General features: G+C 57.5%; 10 protein-coding genes and 4 pseudogenes. 4 read left to right on the plus strand and 10 right to left on the minus strand.

Annotated features, from left to right (window positions below; all coding sequences use genetic code 11):
• The 5 genes and pseudogenes from O1V66_RS07240 to O1V66_RS07260 form a co-directional block, all read right to left on the minus strand.
• Positions 1-1,590 (minus strand): GMC family oxidoreductase, encoded by a 1,590-nt coding sequence (locus O1V66_RS07240; RefSeq protein ID WP_045047826.1) that lies wholly within the window; start codon positions 1,588-1,590, stop codon positions 1-3.
• 27 nt (positions 1,591-1,617) lie between these two features.
• Positions 1,618-2,139 carry a sugar dehydrogenase complex small subunit gene (locus tag O1V66_RS07245; protein ID WP_045047825.1) on the minus strand — a complete coding sequence of 174 codons (522 nt, stop codon included), beginning with the start codon at positions 2,137-2,139 and terminating at the stop codon, positions 1,618-1,620.
• Between the two features lie 134 nt (positions 2,140-2,273).
• Positions 2,274-3,491, minus strand: coding sequence for an aminotransferase class I/II-fold pyridoxal phosphate-dependent enzyme (locus tag O1V66_RS07250; protein ID WP_045047824.1), 1,218 nt, complete (start codon positions 3,489-3,491; stop codon positions 2,274-2,276).
• A gap of 14 nt (positions 3,492-3,505) precedes the next feature.
• Positions 3,506-4,819: an LLM class flavin-dependent oxidoreductase gene (locus tag O1V66_RS07255; RefSeq protein ID WP_045047823.1), complete on the minus strand. Its 1,314-nt coding sequence runs from the start codon at positions 4,817-4,819 to the stop codon at positions 3,506-3,508.
• A 127-nt stretch (positions 4,820-4,946) separates the two neighbouring features.
• Positions 4,947-6,019: pseudogene (locus O1V66_RS07260) on the minus strand (iron-containing alcohol dehydrogenase family protein).
• 342 nt (positions 6,020-6,361) lie between these two features.
• Here O1V66_RS07260 and O1V66_RS07265 point away from each other — a divergent pair.
• The 4 genes and pseudogenes from O1V66_RS07265 (at position 6,362) to O1V66_RS07280 (ending at position 10,503) form a co-directional block, all read left to right on the plus strand.
• Positions 6,362-6,891 (plus strand): annotated as a pseudogene (locus tag O1V66_RS07265) (GNAT family N-acetyltransferase).
• Positions 6,892-6,929: 38 nt separating this feature from the next.
• Positions 6,930-8,081 (plus strand): amidohydrolase, encoded by a 1,152-nt coding sequence (locus O1V66_RS07270; protein ID WP_269128235.1) that lies wholly within the window; start codon positions 6,930-6,932, stop codon positions 8,079-8,081.
• Positions 8,078-9,169 carry an Ldh family oxidoreductase gene (locus O1V66_RS07275; protein ID WP_045047820.1) on the plus strand — a complete coding sequence of 364 codons (1,092 nt, stop codon included), beginning with the start codon at positions 8,078-8,080 and terminating at the stop codon, positions 9,167-9,169. The genes O1V66_RS07270 and O1V66_RS07275 overlap by 4 nt, the downstream gene beginning before the upstream one ends.
• Entirely contained in the window at positions 9,169-10,503 is a 1,335-nt protein-coding gene (locus tag O1V66_RS07280) for an MmgE/PrpD family protein (protein ID WP_045047819.1), read from the plus strand. Before O1V66_RS07275 ends, O1V66_RS07280 begins: the two co-directional genes overlap by 1 nt.
• On the opposite strand, the gene O1V66_RS07285 is transcribed toward O1V66_RS07280, so the two are convergent.
• From O1V66_RS07285 to O1V66_RS07305, 5 genes and pseudogenes are all read right to left on the minus strand, one after another.
• A complete protein-coding gene (locus O1V66_RS07285; protein WP_045047818.1) occupies positions 10,500-12,797 on the minus strand; it encodes a molybdopterin-dependent oxidoreductase in 2,298 nt (765 codons plus the stop codon). The two genes, O1V66_RS07280 and O1V66_RS07285, sit on opposite strands and share 4 nt — an antisense overlap.
• Positions 12,798-12,857: 60 nt before the next feature.
• Positions 12,858-13,619, minus strand: coding sequence for an amino acid ABC transporter ATP-binding protein (locus O1V66_RS07290; RefSeq protein ID WP_045047817.1), 762 nt, complete (start codon positions 13,617-13,619; stop codon positions 12,858-12,860).
• A pseudogene (locus tag O1V66_RS07295) lies at positions 13,612-14,537 on the minus strand (amino acid ABC transporter permease). The gene O1V66_RS07290 and the pseudogene O1V66_RS07295 overlap by 8 nt, the downstream one beginning before the upstream one ends.
• Positions 14,537-15,431, minus strand: a pseudogene (locus O1V66_RS07300) (ABC transporter substrate-binding protein). Before O1V66_RS07300 ends, O1V66_RS07295 begins: the two co-directional pseudogenes overlap by 1 nt.
• Before the next feature lie 249 nt (positions 15,432-15,680).
• The gene (locus O1V66_RS07305; protein ID WP_045047814.1) at positions 15,681-17,141 is read right to left on the minus strand and encodes an AMP nucleosidase; all 1,461 of its coding nucleotides are present in this window, start codon (positions 17,139-17,141) and stop codon (positions 15,681-15,683) included.
• Positions 17,142-17,558: the final 417 nt, after the last annotated feature.

The raw sequence follows: 17,558 nt of genomic DNA on the forward strand, positions 1-17,558 counted from the left end.
CTAAATCTCTTTGTCGATGATTTCTGCCGCGCGAATGCTGAGCGCGACGCCCGTCAAGGTTGGGTTAATCACCCCGGATGCAGGGATAACGCCGGTGGTAGCCAGGAACAGATTGCTGTGGTCCCAGGTCCGGCACTCGTGGTTGACTACCGAATCCTTCGGGTTGTCGCCCATGATGACCGTGCCCATCAGGTGGTCGCGGTTCTGCCAGCCGGTATTGTCCTCGACCACGGTCCCGCCCATCAGACTGACAAATTTACGGTAGTCGGCGTCGACAACCGTTTTGGCGGCCTTGACGTAATCATCGACTTCGTAGTTTACGGTCAGCATCGGAATGCCGAGCGCATCTTTGCGGGTGGTGCTTGGGCGCACGGTATTGGTGGCATGAGGCAGGATTTCGAAAACGGTCGAGATGTCGACCCAGCGCGCCGCATCGTGGCGGATTTGCCTGTCGAGTTCGCTCCCGATCACCCCTTTGCCAATCAACCGCTGTGCGACGGTCATGTTCGGCACGTTGTTGGCCATTGCGTGTTTGATGGCGGCGTGATTCTTGCGAAAATCCCCGTCGCGATAGTTGAATATGCCGCCCTGCTGGACCGCGCCACGCCCCGGCCAGACCGGTTCATCGGCCAGAAATTGCAGCCCCATGCCGGTGTGGTCCATCAGGTTGCGTCCGACCTGATCGGAACTGTTGGCGACGTCGGAAATCAGCAGCAGCTTGGGGGTTTCCAGTCCGTGCGCCGCCACGACAAAATATTTGGCGGTCAGACGCTGGTCTTCACCCTTGGAGCTGCGCACGTGCACTGCCACAATCTTGCCGTCGGCACCTTTTTCAAGCTTCCAGGCGGTGGCGTCGGTCATCAGTTTCGCGCCCGCGTCTTCGGCATGCTGCGCGTGCTTGTCGCCGCTGTACATGGAGCCTATCGGGCAGACCGGCATACAGTTGTTGTTGCCGCTACAGGCCGGACGACCGTCATAGGGGCGCGTCGCACGGGCATTCGGCTCATGAATAAAGTGGTAACCGGCCGGGCTGAGACGGCTTTTCACCCGCTGGAACAGGTAGGTTTCGCCTTCCGGTGCCATGGGATAGGGTTTGGAGCGCGGGGGGAACGCAGATCCGGCCTGACCGCTCTGGTCGTCCGTGTCGCTGCCGCATACGCCCAGCGCCTCTTCCGCTTTCTGGTAGAAAGGTTCCAGCTCGCTGTACTCCATCGGCCAGTCGCGACCCACGCCGTAGAGCGATTTCAGCTTCATGTCGTTTGGCAGATAGCGCCAGCAGGCCGAGGCCCAGTGCCAGGTCGTGCCGCCAACCAGTTTGAGCATACCCGGACGAAAATCGAAGGAACCGGTGTTTTCAATGTACTGTTCGTCGTAGGAGTGATGCGCCCAGGGCTCGTTGGGATACGGCGAGTTGTAGTTAGCTTTTTTGGAGGAATTGCGGAAGTTTTCGACAATTTTCCAGCGCGGGATTTTTTCACCGGCTTCAAGAATAATTACCGAACGGCCCTTGAGGGCAAGCGTATGGGCGGCATTGCTGCCAAGCGCGCCCGAACCGATCACAATGACATCGGCGTCATATTGTTTAGTCATCTCTGGCTCACATCAAAAGAGAAAGAATTAATCGTTTTTTATTGTTGCTGGCGGTTGAGTCCAGTAATTGGTATGGCCACGCGAATAGGTCGGGATCACGGTGGCATCCATTGTCGGGGCATAGGCCAGCGCATCGGTGTAAGTGACAAAACGGGTGTTGTCGACCGCGCGCAGGGAAACGGGCGTCCCTGTATAGCCGAGATACCAGGCCGAAACGATTTTCTTCACCGTGGCACCGGTACTATCCTGGGTCATGATGCTGTGCCCGTTGAGTTGATCGGCGTGGGTAATGCCTGCCGCCGCGATAGCCTGCATCAACTGCCGAAGCTGCCCTGGAAACTGGCTGTCTTCTTCGCTCAGACAGTTAAGCGCGCGTTGCGAAACAACCTGGCTTAATTCCCGGCGGCCGGTCAGCAGCAGCGAGAGGTGATAAAACGACGCAGTATCGCTGGATTGCGCCGGAGGCACAGCCCAGGAAATGAGGGGATTCAGTGCGGCAAAACCCGTGAGATAAGCTCCGGACTTAAGGAGTTGTCTTCTGGATAACATTGGAAAAGCCCTTGCATGTTATAGGTGTTAGCCATTTGATAACAAATAATTAACGCCGTAAACAACAAGGGCTTATGTGTTAGCATCTTGTTACATATCATTATAGTGTGACGAACATCACACTATAATTTCGCTTAATTTAGTGAATTACAGGCGGCCTCGATGCGTTTTCCTGCCTCGTCGACCGTCTCGAAATCGGTGGCTATCGACAGGCGAAAATACGGCGACAGGCCAAAGGCGCTGCCCGCCACGCCCGACACGCCGTTTTCCAGCATGAAGTTTACGACGTCCTCTTCCGACTCGATGCGTCTGCCGTCGGCACGTTGCCGTCCCAGCAATCCTGCACAGTGGATAAAGACGAAGAATGCGCCCTCCGGGCGTAGAAGTTGCAGGCCGTTGACCTTGTCGAGCCTGTCGACCAGCACGTCACGGCGCGCCTGATACGCGGCCACCTGAGGTTTGATGAATTCCAGACCGCCGTCGAACGCGGCAACAGCCGCGGCCTGACTGACCGACGATGCCCCCGAACTGTTTTGCGACTGCACCACCGCCATGGCGTTAGTGAGGGTTTTGGGTCCTGCGCCATAGCCGATGCGCCAGCCGGTCATGGCATAGGTTTTCGACACCCCGCCAACCAGCAGCGTTCTGTCACGCAAGTCTTCTGCCACGTTCAGCAGACTGACATGCTCGCGGCCATCGAACAGCACGTGTTCATAGAGTTCGTCGAGCATCAGCAATACCTGCGGATAGCGGCGCAGTACATCGGCCAGCGCCGTGAGTTCGCCTGCGCTGTAAACCGCCCCGCTTGGATTGCCCGGATTGTTCAGGATGAGCCAGCGGGTTTTGTCGGTGATCGCCTGCTCGAGCTGGGCTGGCGTCACCTTGTAGTGCTGATCGAGCGGGCAATTCAGGAACACAGGCGTGCCACCGTTAAACCGCACGCTGTCCGGGAAAGTCGGCCAGTAAGGCACCGGCACCAGCACTTCATCGCCCTCGTTCAAGGTTGCTGCAAAAGCGTTGAAGATAATCTGCTTCGCCCCGTTGGCAATCACGATAGCATCGGCGTCAAAATTCAGGCCGTTTTCACGCAGCAGTTTGCGTTGCACCGCCTGACGCAGCGGCTTGATGCCCGGCGTCGGCGTGTATTTGGTTTCACCGCGTTCAATGGCGGCATAGGCCGCCTGCTTGATGTGCTCCGGCGTGTCGAAATCGGGTTCGCCGGTGGTCAAATCCACAATATCGACGCCCGCCTCCTTGAGGCTGTTGGTCAACTGCTTTGCCGCCGCGTTCGGCGACATCGAAACGCGCTGCACGCGTTCTGACAGGCGAATCGCCCCTTTTACATCAGTCATGCGAATGTGCTCCGTTACGCGTGTTCAACCACCGGCAGGCCGAGGTTTTCGCGCAGCGTAGAGAAGGCGTAGCGGTCGCGGAACAGGCCACGTTTTCTCAACTCGGGAATAACCAGCTCAACGAACAGGTCGAGCTGCTCGGGAATGATGGCCGGCATGATGTTGAAACCGTCTGCGCCCTGCTGCTCGTGCCACTGTTGCAGATCGTCGGCGATATCTTCGGCGGTGCCGACAATGACGCGGTGTCCGCGAGAGCCCGCAGCGATGGCCGCCAGCTCGCGCAGCGTCAGGTTTTCGCGCTCGGCAAGATCGGTCAGCAGCTTGACGCGGCTCTGGTTGCCCTGCACCGCAGGAATTTCCGGCACCGGCCCGTCCAGCGGGAACTGCGTCATGTCAAGATCAAAGCGGGCCGAGAGCTGCTTGATGCCGTTGTCGATATCCACCAGCAGGTTCAGCTGACGCCAGGTCTCTTTGGCTTCTTCACGCGTGCGGCCCACAATCGGCATAACGCCCGGTAAAATCAGCAGGTGATCCGGATTACGACCGGCTTCGACAACCTGCTGCTTCTGTGAACGGTAGAAGGCCTGCCCCTCTTCCAGACTTGCCGAGGCGGTAAACACCACTTCGGCGGTGGCCGCTGCCAGCTTCTGACCATCGGCGGATGAACCGGCTTCGATAATGACAGGCTTGCCCTGCGGCGAGCGGGTAATGTTCAACGGACCTTGCACCTGATAGTGCTCGCCACGGTGATCGATGGCGTTGATTTTGCCATCGACAAAATATTGTCCGCTCGCTTTGTCGGCGATCACCGCGCCTTCCTGCCAGCCTTCCCACAGCTTGTTGGCGACGTCGAGGAATTCGGTCGCCTTGGCGTAGCGGTCGGCGTGCCCCGGCATGTCTTCCTTGCTGAAATTACGCGCGACGTCGTTGGAGTAGGAGGTCACCACGTTCCAGGCGGCACGGCCACGGCTGATGTGGTCCAGTGACGAGAAGCTGCGCGCCAGAGTGAACGGGTCGCTGAACGTGGTCGAGGCAGTGGCCGCCAGACCTATGTATTTGGTGTTCACGGCAACGGCCGAAAGCAGTGTCAGCGGCTCGAGGCGCGCCATGGTTGACGGCAGACGGTGTACGTTGGTCGCCAGCGCATCGCCCACGAAGAACATGTCGAAGGTGCCTTCTTCGGCCTTTTTCGCAATGCTGATAAGCCAGTCGATATCGGTGGGCGAGCCAAGACGCTCCGTCAGACGCCAGCCGCTGACGTGGTGGCCAAGCGGTTGAACAAACAGGCCGAGGCGCATTTGGCGGGAAGGTGTTGAGGACCTGGTCATGGTAATCCTTAGTATTTATAAAGTTGTCGAAAATGTGTTAACGATAAGCATAGTGGCGGTGATGTCTTCTGTCGTACTCACCGCCTTGGAATAGTTTTGTGCGTCGCACTTTCAGCGTGTGCCGCGGTTAATCCGCGCGTTCGGTCGCCTTCAGCGCCTGTAGAATTGTGGCAGGCGACAGCGTAAACGGCAGCCGTGCCTTGTTTTGCGCCGAGAATTTCACTTCCTGCGCCATCGTTTGCAGGGTCTCTTCGCGATTTCCAGACAGTGGGGGAGTTGCAGCGGCGCACCAAACTGTTTTAACAGTGCCAGCAGTTCCGCTTCTGGCTCGCCGCCGTTGTTTTCAAGAATCGATTGCAGCAGCAACCCGTAACCTACTTTTTCCCCATGCAGCCAGTCATGCAGTTCCGGCTGATGCGTCATGCGGTTATGCAGCGCATGGGCCACGCCGGGCGCAGGGAAGTCGTCGCGCATGCTGTTCGCCATGCCTGCCACGGCGATATTGGCGTCGATGACCTTGATAAGTGCGGGGGTGACTTTCTGCTGCTGATTGTCTTCGACAGCCTGCTGACCAAACTCGATAAAGGTATCCACGGCGAAACGCGCGGCCTGCACTTTGAGATTCAGCGCCAGACTGTCGCGAATCTTTTGCTGATAGGGGCGGAATTCATACCATTTCGCCAGCGCATCGACGATGCCCGCCTTCAGGAAACGCGCGTCGCTGCGGGCAATGATTTCGCTGTCGACCAGCACCAGCGCCGGCATTTTGGTCAGCGGCTGGCTGCTCTCGTGGCCGCCAGCCGCATTATAGATAATGGTGATCGGCGACCAGGCCGCGCAGGTAGCCGCGACTGTCGGGAAAGTGACGATAGCAACGCCTTCGAGGCGATTGCCCACGCCCTTTGCCGTATCCAGCACCCGACCGCCGCCGATGCCCAGCACCAGCGTCGCACCCTGCGCATTTACCGTAGCCGTGTGCTCGGCAATCGCCGCTTCGGTGCACTCTCCGGCCAGAAAATCGACGTTGTACTCGATACCGTGCTGTTGCAGGCTGGTTTCAAGTTCGGGATTAACGGCTTTCCATGCCTTCGGCGTCGTGATAATCGCGATATGTTTTGAAAGCGGAGCGATATATTCACCGGTGTTGGCGCGAATACCCGGTTGATGGTAATAAGTCTGGGGGGATTTGATTGCAAGCACGTCGATAACCTGTTCATTTGTGTGTGGCGTCAGCAAACGGCGTCTGTTTCGGCCAAATGAAAAAACCCGCCTATCTCATTGATATTCAGCAAGTTTCGCGAGGGTCGCAGTAATGGGATAACCTACGTTTTATCACCTTGATTCTGTTGGGAATAATGCTACGAGAATTTATGAAATAAGCAATAACAGAGAGTGGCATTACTATTCCATAATTCGCAATTACTTATGCGTTTTTTAGATAAGCAAATAACAAAGCTTGCTATGAATAACCGCTCAAAGAAAAGATAATGATGAAAACCAATAATAAACTGTCCTACTTTCACCGCGGAAAAAGAGATACTCATGACGTTAGTGTTCAGGCAATTAACCCCCGAAGATAACCACGCTTACCTCGACCTCATGCTGGCCGCCTATGCGCCCATCCGCGAGCTGGGCATCCATTTTGACGCGGCGACGGCCGATTTGGCTCGTGTCACCCGCCATCTGAGCGAGCACGGCGTATACGCGCTGCTGGTCGACGACGTCATGGTCTCTTCGCTGACTCTGCGTTACCCGTGGGGGCCTTTACCCGGTCCCTTCGGCCTGCCGCACATCGGCTGGTTTGGTGCTCATCCCGATTACAGCGGTCATGGCTGGGGCAAAAAAATTCAGGACTGGGTAGAGCAGGAAATTCTGCTTAAGCAGCTCAAGGCCCCTGCCGTTTCGCTCGGCACCGCCACCCGCCATCCGTGGTTGAAAGAGATGTATCAAAAGCGCGGCTTTGAACCGATGCATGAATCCGACCTCGGCAAAGGGCATATCACCCTTTATATGAAAAAATCCTCGACCCGTCTGCCCATCAACGCTGGCTGGCGCGTCAACCCCAGCGTTAATCCTGCATCTTGCAGGCCTGACCCAAGGAACCCTATTGATGAACATTCTTCCGCAACACCAGGATCTCGCCCAGTTTATTCAGGCTTTTCGTCTCGAGATGCACCGTTTCCCCGAGTTGTCGAATCAGGAGTTTGAAACCACGGCGCGTATCAGGGCGGTGCTGGCGCAGCATGACATTCGCGTGCTGGATTTACCGCTGGCGACCGGTCTGGTCGCCGAACCGGGCGACGCCAACGCCAAAAATCTGGTGGTGCTGCGCTCCGATATCGATGCGCTGCCTATCGACGAGCAGTCCGGCGTAGACTATGTGTCGCAGAATCCGGGCGTCATGCACGCCTGCGGCCACGACTTCCACACGTCGGCGGCACTGGGCGCGGCTATTTTGCTGAAAAAGCGTGAAGACACCCTGCCGGGCCGGGTGCGTATTCTATTCCAGGCTGCCGAAGAGACGGGTCAGGGTGCACCGGCCTTGCTGGCTACCGGCGCGCTGGATGACGCGGCCGTGATTTTCGGTATCCACAACGACCCTACGCTGCCGGTTGGCGTGCTCGGCAGCAAAGCGGGCGCGTTGACGGCGGGCGTCGACCGTTTCGACATCACCATTTCGGGCACGGGCAGCCATGCCGCGCGTCCGCATGACGGCAATGACCCTATCATTATTCTGGGTCAGGTGATTGGCGCGGTACAAACGCTGCTGAGCCGCAACGTGCCTGCCGACCATACCGCCGTGGTCTCGATTACCCAGGTTCATAGCGGCTCGACCTGGAATGTTATCCCCGATCAGGCCTGGCTCGAAGGCACCGTGCGCACCTTTAATCAGGATACCCGCGAGCTTATCGAACGCCGCCTGCGCCAGTTGCTGCAGGGGATTGCCACGGCTTTCGATGCGCAAATCGAACTTAACTGGCAGCCCGGCCCGCCTTCTGTGGTGAACGACGCCGCCTGGGTGGATTTCGCACTCGAGCAGGCCCCCGCCGCAGGTTTCGAAGCGCTGACCGTTGAAGCCAGCCCGATAGGCGAAGACTTTGCCTTCTACCAGCAAAAAATTCCGGGTGCCTTTGTCATGATTGGTTCCGGCGGCCCCTATGCGCTGCACCATCCGGCCTTCCGTGTCGATGACCGCGCGCTGTTCCCGACCGCCGATTATCTGCAACGTCTGGCGGTGGCTGCGCTCGAGAAACTGCGATGAGCGCGTCGGCCACCTATCAGGCCGCGCTGCTGCGCCAGCAGGCAGAAATCATCCTCAAAGGCTGGGGCATGGCAGACGATATGGCCGAACAGACTGCCGAGTTGATGGTTGAAACCGACCTGCTCGGCATCGATTCGCACGGCATCTCGATGCTGCCGCACTATTACAAGTTGCTGAAGGCCGAGATGTGGCATCCGCATGCCCGTGCCAAAATCGTAGGCGAAACGCCGGTGACGGCCGTTATCGATGGCTGTCATTCGCTGGGTCACGCGACGTCGATGCTCGCCATGGAAACGGCGGTGGGTAAAGCCAGGACGCTGGGTATGGGCGCGGTTGTCGTGCGCAATTCAAACCACTTTGGCGCAGCCGGACTCTATGCCCGCCATGCTGCCCGACAGGGCATGATAGCGCTTGTCACCAGCACCACGCGCGGCCGTCTGCTGGTGCCGACCGGTGCGCAGTGGCCGGTACTCGGCACCAATCCCATTGCCTTCGCCGCGCCCGCCGCCAAGAACGACGATTTTGTACTGGATATGGCGACAACGACCGTCGCGGCCAACAAGGTCAAGGTCTACGACTTCCACAACAAGCCGCTGCCTGCCGGTTGGGTGGTGGACGACAAAGGTGACACCGTCACTGACAGCCAGCGCGGTATGGATTTCGTCTTTCAGCAGTTTGCAGGCGGATTGACGCCGCTGGGCGGGCAGCAGGAGAACGGCGGTCACAAGGGCTATGGATTGGCGATGATGGCGCAGATTCTGTCAGGCCCGCTGGCCGATGCGGCCTTTGGTGCCACACGTCAGGAAGGCGGAATGCCCAATATCGGCCACTTTTTCCTGGCCCTCGATCCCAAGGCGTTTCGCGGTGAACAGGGCTTTGAGACAAGCCTCGATGAAATCATCGATACGCTGCACGCCACGCCGCCGAGCGAGGAGTCTGCGCCGGTTCTAGTGGCCGGCGAGCCTGAAAATCAGTGCCATCGTCAACGCAGCCTGGAGGGCATTCCGCTGCCACCGGCGCTGTTGACCCAGTTACGTGACCTCTGTCGTCAGGAGGGTTTTGACTACCTGCTTGAGGAGAAAAGTTGATGGATATCACGCATCGGCTTGCCGCCCTGATTGTCGACTCTGCGCCCTCTGCCGAGGCGCATGAAAAAGCCCGCGCAGGCATTCTTGACTATGTGTCGGTCGCCCTGCCAATAGTTAATGGCGATATCAAAGACCCTGCGTTGAACAGTCTGCTTGGCGTGTATACCGCCAACGATGTGCAAACCCGCGCCCTGCTGCTCGGCTATGCGGGTCATGCGCTGGATTATGACGATTTTCACCAGAGTTTTCGCGGTCACCCGACCGCGGTCATCCTGCCCGCCTTGTTTGCACTGGTTCGCGACGTCTCGCCCGCCGACAACACGCGTTTTCTGGATGCCTACGTCATTGGCGTCGAAGTGGCCGGCAGAGTCGGGTTGGCCGCCGGACCCCAGCATTACAAAGCCGGTTTTCACAGCACCGCCACGCTTGGCACACTAGCCGCCGCTGCGGCCGTTGCCCGATACCTCGAGGCGGATGTTTCACAAACGGCGGTGATTCTGGGCATTGCCGCGACCCGTGCCAGCGGATTGCGCGCCCAGTTTGGCTCCGCCGTGAAACCTCTTCATGCCGGTTTTGCCGCCGAGGCCGCCGTGGTGGCCGCCAGACTGGTGCTCGCAGGTTTTGACGGCAAAGGCGCTGGAGTCCTGGAGGCGTTTCTCGCCAGCAACGGCGGTGGTCAGCAGCAACCCGACAAGCTGATTGAAGACTGGGCCGCACCGTGGCGGATTATTGCGCCGGGGCTGGAATTCAAGCCTTACCCGACCTGCGCCGGTACCCACAGCGCCGCCGATGCCGCTTTCAACCTGCGCAGTCGCTGGCTGGCCGAGAGCGGCAAGCCCCTTGGCGAGATTGCCGAAGACGTGCACGCCATCGAGGTTTCCTTCCCGCCGGGCGGAGATATTGCCGCGTCGGTGCGCAATCCACAGACCGGTATCGAAGCCCGTTTTAGCCTCGAGTATGTGATTGCCGCCGTGCTGCTTCACAATCGTCTAAGCCTTGAAGATTTTGATGATGCGCCGGTAGATGACAAAATTATGGCGTTGGCGCGCAAGGTTACCCGTAAGCCCGATATGACCGCGCCGCCCGACGAAATAGACCCGACCCAACGCTTCCATCAGGTGACGTTGTCACGTAAAAATGGTGAGCAATGGGTTTCGCGTGTCACGCGTAGTCAAAGTGTAGCGATGGGTGTCGATCAGCGTCTGAAACTACAGGGTTGTCTGTCGCAGCATTCGGAAAAAACGTGGGACGAGATTGAAGAGTTATGTCGATTAACGACGCCAACCGCCCTGCCGGAACTGGCAAAACGGCTGACATCGTTCAATTATACCTAGCGGTAAAGCACTACCGGCGGCTCAAAGGCTTGCACCTGCGGAGCCGTCTGCGTATAGCGGGCAATCTCCACCGTGGTTATCTGCCCGCAGCATCCCTGCGCCAGCGAAGAGGTGCCGACATCCAGCGTCAATACGTTTGGATTGCCGTGACGACACAGCGGCTGTGCGGCCTGCGGGTCAACCGGATCGTACCAGGCGCCGGTCGGCAACTGAATTACACCGGGCATAATCCTTTCACTGATATCGACACTCGCCAGCACGCTGCCGCGTACGTTGCGGATTTCAACCGTATCACCTGGCTGAATGCCGCGACGTTTCGCATCATCGGGATGAATACGGCAGACTTCACGGCCATCCACTTTTTCACTGACACTGTGCTTGCCGTAATCGAGTTGGCTGTGCAGTTTTGTCGCCGGTTGATTGGCAATCAGATAAAGCGGTGTTGCCGCGTCGGGAACCTGAGTCGGGGCCAACCAGACCGGATGCCCCGGACAATCCGCATCGCCGAAATCGGCAATGGTCTGCGAGAAGATTTCAATCTTGCCGCTTGGCGTCGGTAGAGGATGCTTGTCCGGATCAAGACGCAGGTTGCGCAGCAAGCGCCCGCCGTCTTTCAACTGCGGCAGCTGAAGATGCCCCTGCTCCCAGAAGCGGTCGAAGTCCGGCACCTCGATATTCTGCTGCCGGCATTTGACCTGCATCTGCCCGTAAAGATGCTCGAGCCACTGGCGGGCGGTGCGGCCTTCGGTAAAGGCTTCTTCGCGGCCCAGACGTCTGGCCAGCTCGGCAAAGATGCTGTAGTCGTCCTTCGCCTCGCCAAAAGGTTTGGCAACAGGCTGCATGGCAAACAGATTGCGGTCCGTCGGCGCGCCGCCCACGTCTTCGCGTTCGAGCGTCATGGTGGCAGGCAGCACGATATCGGCATGGCGCGCGGTGGCAGTCCAGGCAATCTCGTGCACAATCAGCGTATCCAGCTGATTGAAGGCCTTGCGCAAACGGGCCAGATCCTGATGATGATGGAACGGATTGCCGCCCGCCCACCACGCGAGTTTGATGTCAGGATAATGCAGCGTCTGGCCGTTATAGCGGAAGGGTTGTCCGGGATTTAGCAGCATGTCGGCAATACGCGCCACCGGAATAAAGTCTTTGACGCCGTTTTGACCTTGCGGCAGCGCCGGGAATGACACCTGATTGTGATGCTTGCCATAATGGCCAAGCGCACCTAGCGCGTAGCCGTAACCGCCGCCCGGCAGACCCGGCTGCCCCAGCGCGGCCGACAGCACCAGACCCAGCCACACGGGCTGTTCCCCGTGCTCGGCACGTTGCAGCGCATGGGCCACAGAAATCATGACCCGCTTGCCGACCAGGTCGCTCGCGAGCTGCTCGATACGCGCGGCCTCGATACCGCAAATCTCGGCGGCCCAGCGGGCGTCGCGCACTTCACCGTCTTCTTCGCCATTGATATAGGCGACGAGTTTGTCCCAGCCCACACAGTAACGAGCCAGGAAATCTTCATCGGTCCAGCCATTGGCCTTCAACACGTGCAGCAAGGCAAGAATGAGCGCAGCATCGGTGCCCGGCCGGACAGCCAGCCACTCGCCCTGCGCTTCATCCGGCATATCGCTTTCAAGCGGACTGACAGAGATAAATCGGGTGCCGCGTTTCGCCGCCTTGTCGATAAAACCGCGTTCGGTATGTTCACTCAGTCCGCCGCTTGCGACCTGCGAATTTTTCAGCGCCAGTCCGCCGAACGACAGCATGACTTCAGTGTGCTCCGAGATCTCTTCCCAGCTCACGCCGCGACGGGCAATTTCGTTCATGTCGCCGACAATGTGCGGCAGAATCACCGACGCTGCGCCCGAACTGTAGCTATTGACCGAACGGACGTAACCGCCAATCGTGGTATTCAGGAAACGGTGAACCTGACTCTGGGCGTGATGGAAGCGCCCTGCGCTCGACCAGCCATAAGATCCGCCAAAGACGGACTGCGGGCCGTACGCTTTCGCCACGCGCGACAGTTCGCCGGACGCCAGCGCGTAGGCTTCTTCCCAGCTGATGGCAATGTATTCATCCGCGCCGCGACGCGAGTCAGGGCCGGGGCCGTTTTCCAGCCAGCCGCGTCGCACCATCGGCGTGGCGATACGCACCTTGTGATTCAGCACGTTTTCGAAGTTTTGCAGAAGAGGACTAGGATCGGGATCGCCGGAGTAAGGCGTGACCGCCAGCTTGTCGTCGTGCAGCACGGCGGTAAAAGCTCCCCAATGGGAGCTGTGAGTCTTGGATTGGGTTGTCATTATTGCGGGTTGTCCTGGCTTAAGGGGGCCAACAACGGACAGGGAGAGTGAAATTCCCCTCTACAGCACCGTTGACAAGAATTCGCGTACGCGGATGTTTTCTGTATCGTCGAGCACGGATTGCGTCGGTCCGGCCGCCACGATTTTGCCCTCTTCCATAAAGACAACGTTATCCGCCACTTCACGGGCGAAGCCGACCTCGTGGGTCACGATAACCATCGTAATTCCCGAGTGTGCCAGCTTTTTGATAACCTGCAACACTTCTCCCACCAATTCAGGATCAAGTGCCGAAGTGGGTTCGTCAAACAGCATGACCCCCGGATCCATCGCCAGCGCACGGGCAATCGCCACGCGCTGCTGCTGTCCGCCGGAAAGTTGCGCAGGCCAGTCATTTTCCCGCGAGGCCAGGCCGACCTGCTGAAGCAGCGAGCGCGCTTTTTCAATCGCCTGCTGACGGGACTGTTTCTTCACGCGCACCGGCGCATCGATGATGTTTTGCAGCACGGTACGGTGCGGAAACAGGTTGAACTGCTGAAACACCATGCCGATTTTAGCGCGCTGCGCGGCAACCTGCTTACTGTTCAATTCGTGGAGCGCGTGGCCTTTCTGACGATAGCCGACCAGACTCTCGCCGATGCGAATGGTGCCGCCGTCCAGTTTTTCGAGATGGTTGATGCAGCGCAGCAGCGTGGATTTACCGGAGCCAGACGGCCCCAGAATCACGGTCACGGAACCGGCGGCGATATCCAGATCGATGCCATCTAGAATAGTGTTGCCGGAGAAGCGCTTGGTGATATTGCGTAACTCGATAGACTCAGCCATTGCTGCCCACCTCCTCTTTGTTGACCGCCAGAGCAGGCGCTTTACGTTTGATCCACGACCGTTTCTCGTTGCGCACGGTGCCGCGCCCGAAGTAGCGTTCGATGTAATACTGGCCGACCGACAGCACGGAGGTCATCAGCAAATACCAGAGTGTCGCCACCAGCAGCAGCGGAATGACCTCATAGGTGCGCTGATAGATTATCTGCGCCGAATAGAGCACATCCTGTAGCGCGATAACCGACACGACGGCGGTGGTTTTCAGCTGACCGATCACTTCATTGCCCGCAGGAGGCAGGATAGCGCGCATCGCCTGCGGCAAGATGGTATGGCGGAAAATCTGCGCCGGGCGATAGCCGAGGGCTTTGGCCGCTTCGAGTTGCCCCTGATTGACGCTCTGAATACCTGCGCGCACGATTTCGGCGGCATAGGCAGACTGGTGCATCACCAGAGCAATCACCGCCGCACTGAATGGACTTATCAGCGAGTTGGCATTGGCCGTCCACAGTTCGCCCACAAACGGCAGCGACAGCGTAATTTTCGGATACAGCGCCGCGACGTTGTACCACAGGAACAACTGCACCAGCATCGGCACGCCGCGGAAGAACCAGGTATAGGCCCAGCTCACCGCCGACAGCACCGGGTTGGAGGACAGACGCATCAGCGCCAGCACGGTCCCCCCGCAAAGCCGAGGATCACGGAAATGGCCGTCAGTTGCAGTGTCATCACAACGCCCTGCAAAATCGAGGCTTCCGTGAAGTTTTCGGCAATGACATGCCATTCAAAGCGCGGATTATTGATAACCGAGTTTCCGACCGCCAGCAAAATCAATAAAACGATAAAGGCGCTGAACCAGCGCCCGTAGTACTTTTTACCGACAATGCGTAGCGCGTCCTGCGATTCAGGTATGGCTTTAGGCATTAAAAAATCTCTTCGTTACGTTTTGCTTCTTTCATCGCGCCGTAGCCGATATTCCACTTGTCCAGAATCTTCTGGTAGCTGCCGTCCTTGATAAGCGAGTTCAACGCGGCCTGCACGGCATCTTCGAGCGGAGACTCTTTCGGGAAGGCAATGGAAACCGGGGCGTCGTTGACGGTAATCTGGCCGCTCATGGTCAATACCGGCACTTTGCTGACCTGATAGGTCAGGCCTTCATACGGACCAAAGAACATTGCTGCACGACCGCTGACTACGGCCTGAACGCCCGCAGGACGATCCGGGAAAGTCGCTATGTTGATAGCGGGCTTGCCGTCGGCAACACATTTCTTGCTGGCTTCGTCAAGACGCAGAAGCTGGGTTGTGCCCGCACCGGCACCCACCTGCTTGCCGCAGACATCCTGCAGCGAGGTAAACGGCGCGATGTTCGCATCTTTGCGCGAGATAATGCCAAGACGCGACGCATCGAAATAGCCGATAAAATCGACCTGGCTCAGACGCGCCTTCGTAGCATTGATATTGGAGAGCGCCACGTCATAACGGCCGGATTTCAGGCCCGGAATAATGTTGTCGAAGCCACCGGTATCACGCCATTGCACCGGCACGCCCAGTCTTTCCGATACGGCGCTCATGATGTCTATCTCACGGCCGGCCAGCGTCTTGTTATCTTCTTTATAGAACGTGGTCGGCGGCGTGGTTCGGGTTGGTCCCGGCGATGATGTAACCGCGTTTGAGAATGTCGGCCGGTACTTTGCTCTTTAATGCATTATCAGCAGAGACATGGAATGAGGGTGAAAATGGGACATTCTGATCGGCGGCCCAGACGCTCTGTACACTTCCGGCAATCACGAGCGGAAGCAGCATGTTTAATAACTTCATTTCTAAACCTTTTTCCTGGTGAAAATACAAAAAAAATGCAGATTATTTATTTTCAATGGACGGCTCAACCCTTACAACTGCTAAAAATAGATAAGCTTATCCAATTTTGTTCTAAAGAATTCAGCATAAGGGTTGAGCGCGGGAAAAAGGCAGACAGGACAACAAGGTACAAGAAGTAAGACATGGCGGGAAGCCGTTGTGCTGCCCCCGCCATCGGGTTAAAAAGTGTATAACCCATAACCTTTCATTCTAGCGGAAAGGCGGTTCGTCGAAGGTCCGCAATTTGCGCGAGTGCAGTTTGTCTCCTTCTGCACGCAGCAGATCGATGGCCTGAATGCCAATCTGCAAGTGCTCGGAGATAGCGCCCTCGTAGAAATGGTTCGCCTGTCCGGGCAGCTTAATTTCGCCGTGCAGCGGTTTGTCGGACACGCAAAGCAGTGTGCCGTAAGGCACGCGGAATCGATAACCCTGTGCGGCGATTGTCGCGCTTTCCATGTCGACCGCGACCGCGCGGCTCAAACTGAAACGACGGGCGGAAGCGGAGAAACGCAGTTCCCAGTTGCGATCGTCGGTTGTCACCACCGTTCCGGTACGCAGGCGCTGCTTGACCTCTTCGCCCGGCATGTTGCTCACCAGTTTGGTGGCGTCATACAGCGCACGCTGTACCTCGGCGATGCTCGGGATAGGAATATCCGGCGGCAGAACGGCATCCAGCACGTGGTCGTCGCGCAGATAGGCATGGGCCAGCACATAATCGCCGATAGTCTGGCTTTCGCGCAGGCCGCCGCAGTGACCAATCATCAGCCAGGCATGCGGGCGCAGCACGGCAAGGTGATCACAGATGGTTTTGGCATTCGACGGTCCCACGCCGATGTTGACAAGCGTAATCCCCTGCCCGTTGTCGGCAATCAGATGATAGGCCGGCATCTGGTGTTTTTTCCAGGCCAGGTCGGAGGCAGTCCGGGTCGGATCGCTGTCTTCGGCGGTGAAGTAGTTTCCGCCTGCACAGGACAGCGCCTGATACGGTGACGACGGGTCGAGGATTTGCTCGCAGGCCCAGCTGACAAATTCGTCGACATAGCGGGTGTAGTTGGTAAACAGCACATACGGCTGAAAATGTTCCGGTGGCGTGCCCGTGTAGTGTTTCAGGCGGGCCAGCGAAAAGTCGGTGCGCAGGGCATCGAAATGGGAAAGCGGAAAACTGTCGACGTTGGTCTGTACGCCGTCGGTAACGTCATCGACGATTTTTGCCAAATCGGTAGTCGGGAAATGCATCGCCAGACCGGCGGTCATGGAGCGGTCCAGCACCAGATCCGAGCCGTCAATCACAAACGGATACGGCATTTCCTGCTGCGATGGGCTAACGATAAAGGACGCGCCGTAGTCTTTTTCCAGAATGGTCAACTGGCTCATCAGGTAATGACGGAACAGCGAAGGACGCGTTATGGTGCTGACATATTTTCCGGGATGGGCAAAGCGGCCATAGGCGCGGGTGCGATAAGGGGTTTGCGCGCTGCCGTCCCAACTGACTTCAAGTTGCGGATAGGCAAAGAGTCCGTCGGCGCGGGCACGCAGGTCGGGCAGTGTGCCGTTTTCGATGTATTCACCAATCGCTTCGCGCAAGGCAACGAGTGACGCTTCGTAAAGACTCTCGAGGCTATCTATGGCCTCGGAAGCGTTCAGGTAGTGGGTAGTGTCTTGATTATCCATAATATCTCCTCGGCACGTTGTCTTTGCCAGTCTACAGGTTGGCAAGATTGTTATAAAGGCATCATAGCCTATGGACATTACGCGCGCTAAATCGGCATGCGACACTTACGGATGTTAACGGAATCAAAATAGCTGGAAAAAAACGTCTCCTCGCCTTGAAATATAATGCTTTATTTTTGCCCTTTAAATTAAAGACCTCAGCTAGCCTATATATTGTCATTTACAAGCAACCATAGATATTAATGAGAATAATCATAATAAAGATAAGCAGGCTTAATAAATCGCGCGGGTATTTTTTAAGTAAAATTAAATTTCAGGCGTAATAAATTCTATAGGCTATTATTAAGCGGTACCCTTTTCACTACGCCCCCGAATTAATGCCTGCCAATTTAATGGCGTGGCAGAGCGTGGCTGTTA

It is taken from the genome of Rouxiella chamberiensis (assembly GCF_026967475.1).
Taxonomy (GTDB): Bacteria; Pseudomonadota; Gammaproteobacteria; order Enterobacterales; family Enterobacteriaceae; genus Rouxiella; species Rouxiella chamberiensis.

What these genes read in the sequence shown, in the direction of transcription:
- O1V66_RS07245 (WP_045047825.1), bottom strand. Translation starts at nt 2,139, where the DNA reads ATGTTATCCAGAAGACAACTCCTTAAGTCCGGAGCTTATCTCACGGGT.
- O1V66_RS07240 (WP_045047826.1), bottom strand. Translation starts at nt 1,590, where the DNA reads ATGACTAAACAATATGACGCCGATGTCATTGTGATCGGTTCGGGCGCG.
- O1V66_RS07250 (WP_045047824.1), bottom strand. Translation starts at nt 3,491, where the DNA reads ATGACTGATGTAAAAGGGGCGATTCGCCTGTCAGAACGCGTGCAGCGC.
- O1V66_RS07270 (WP_269128235.1), top strand. Translation starts at nt 6,930, where the DNA reads ATGAACATTCTTCCGCAACACCAGGATCTCGCCCAGTTTATTCAGGCT.
- O1V66_RS07305 (WP_045047814.1), bottom strand. Translation starts at nt 17,141, where the DNA reads ATGGATAATCAAGACACTACCCACTACCTGAACGCTTCCGAGGCCATA.
- O1V66_RS07290 (WP_045047817.1), bottom strand. Translation starts at nt 13,619, where the DNA reads ATGGCTGAGTCTATCGAGTTACGCAATATCACCAAGCGCTTCTCCGGC.
- O1V66_RS07255 (WP_045047823.1), bottom strand. Translation starts at nt 4,819, where the DNA reads ATGACCAGGTCCTCAACACCTTCCCGCCAAATGCGCCTCGGCCTGTTT.
- O1V66_RS07275 (WP_045047820.1), top strand. Translation starts at nt 8,078, where the DNA reads ATGAGCGCGTCGGCCACCTATCAGGCCGCGCTGCTGCGCCAGCAGGCA.
- O1V66_RS07280 (WP_045047819.1), top strand. Translation starts at nt 9,169, where the DNA reads ATGGATATCACGCATCGGCTTGCCGCCCTGATTGTCGACTCTGCGCCC.
- O1V66_RS07285 (WP_045047818.1), bottom strand. Translation starts at nt 12,797, where the DNA reads ATGACAACCCAATCCAAGACTCACAGCTCCCATTGGGGAGCTTTTACC.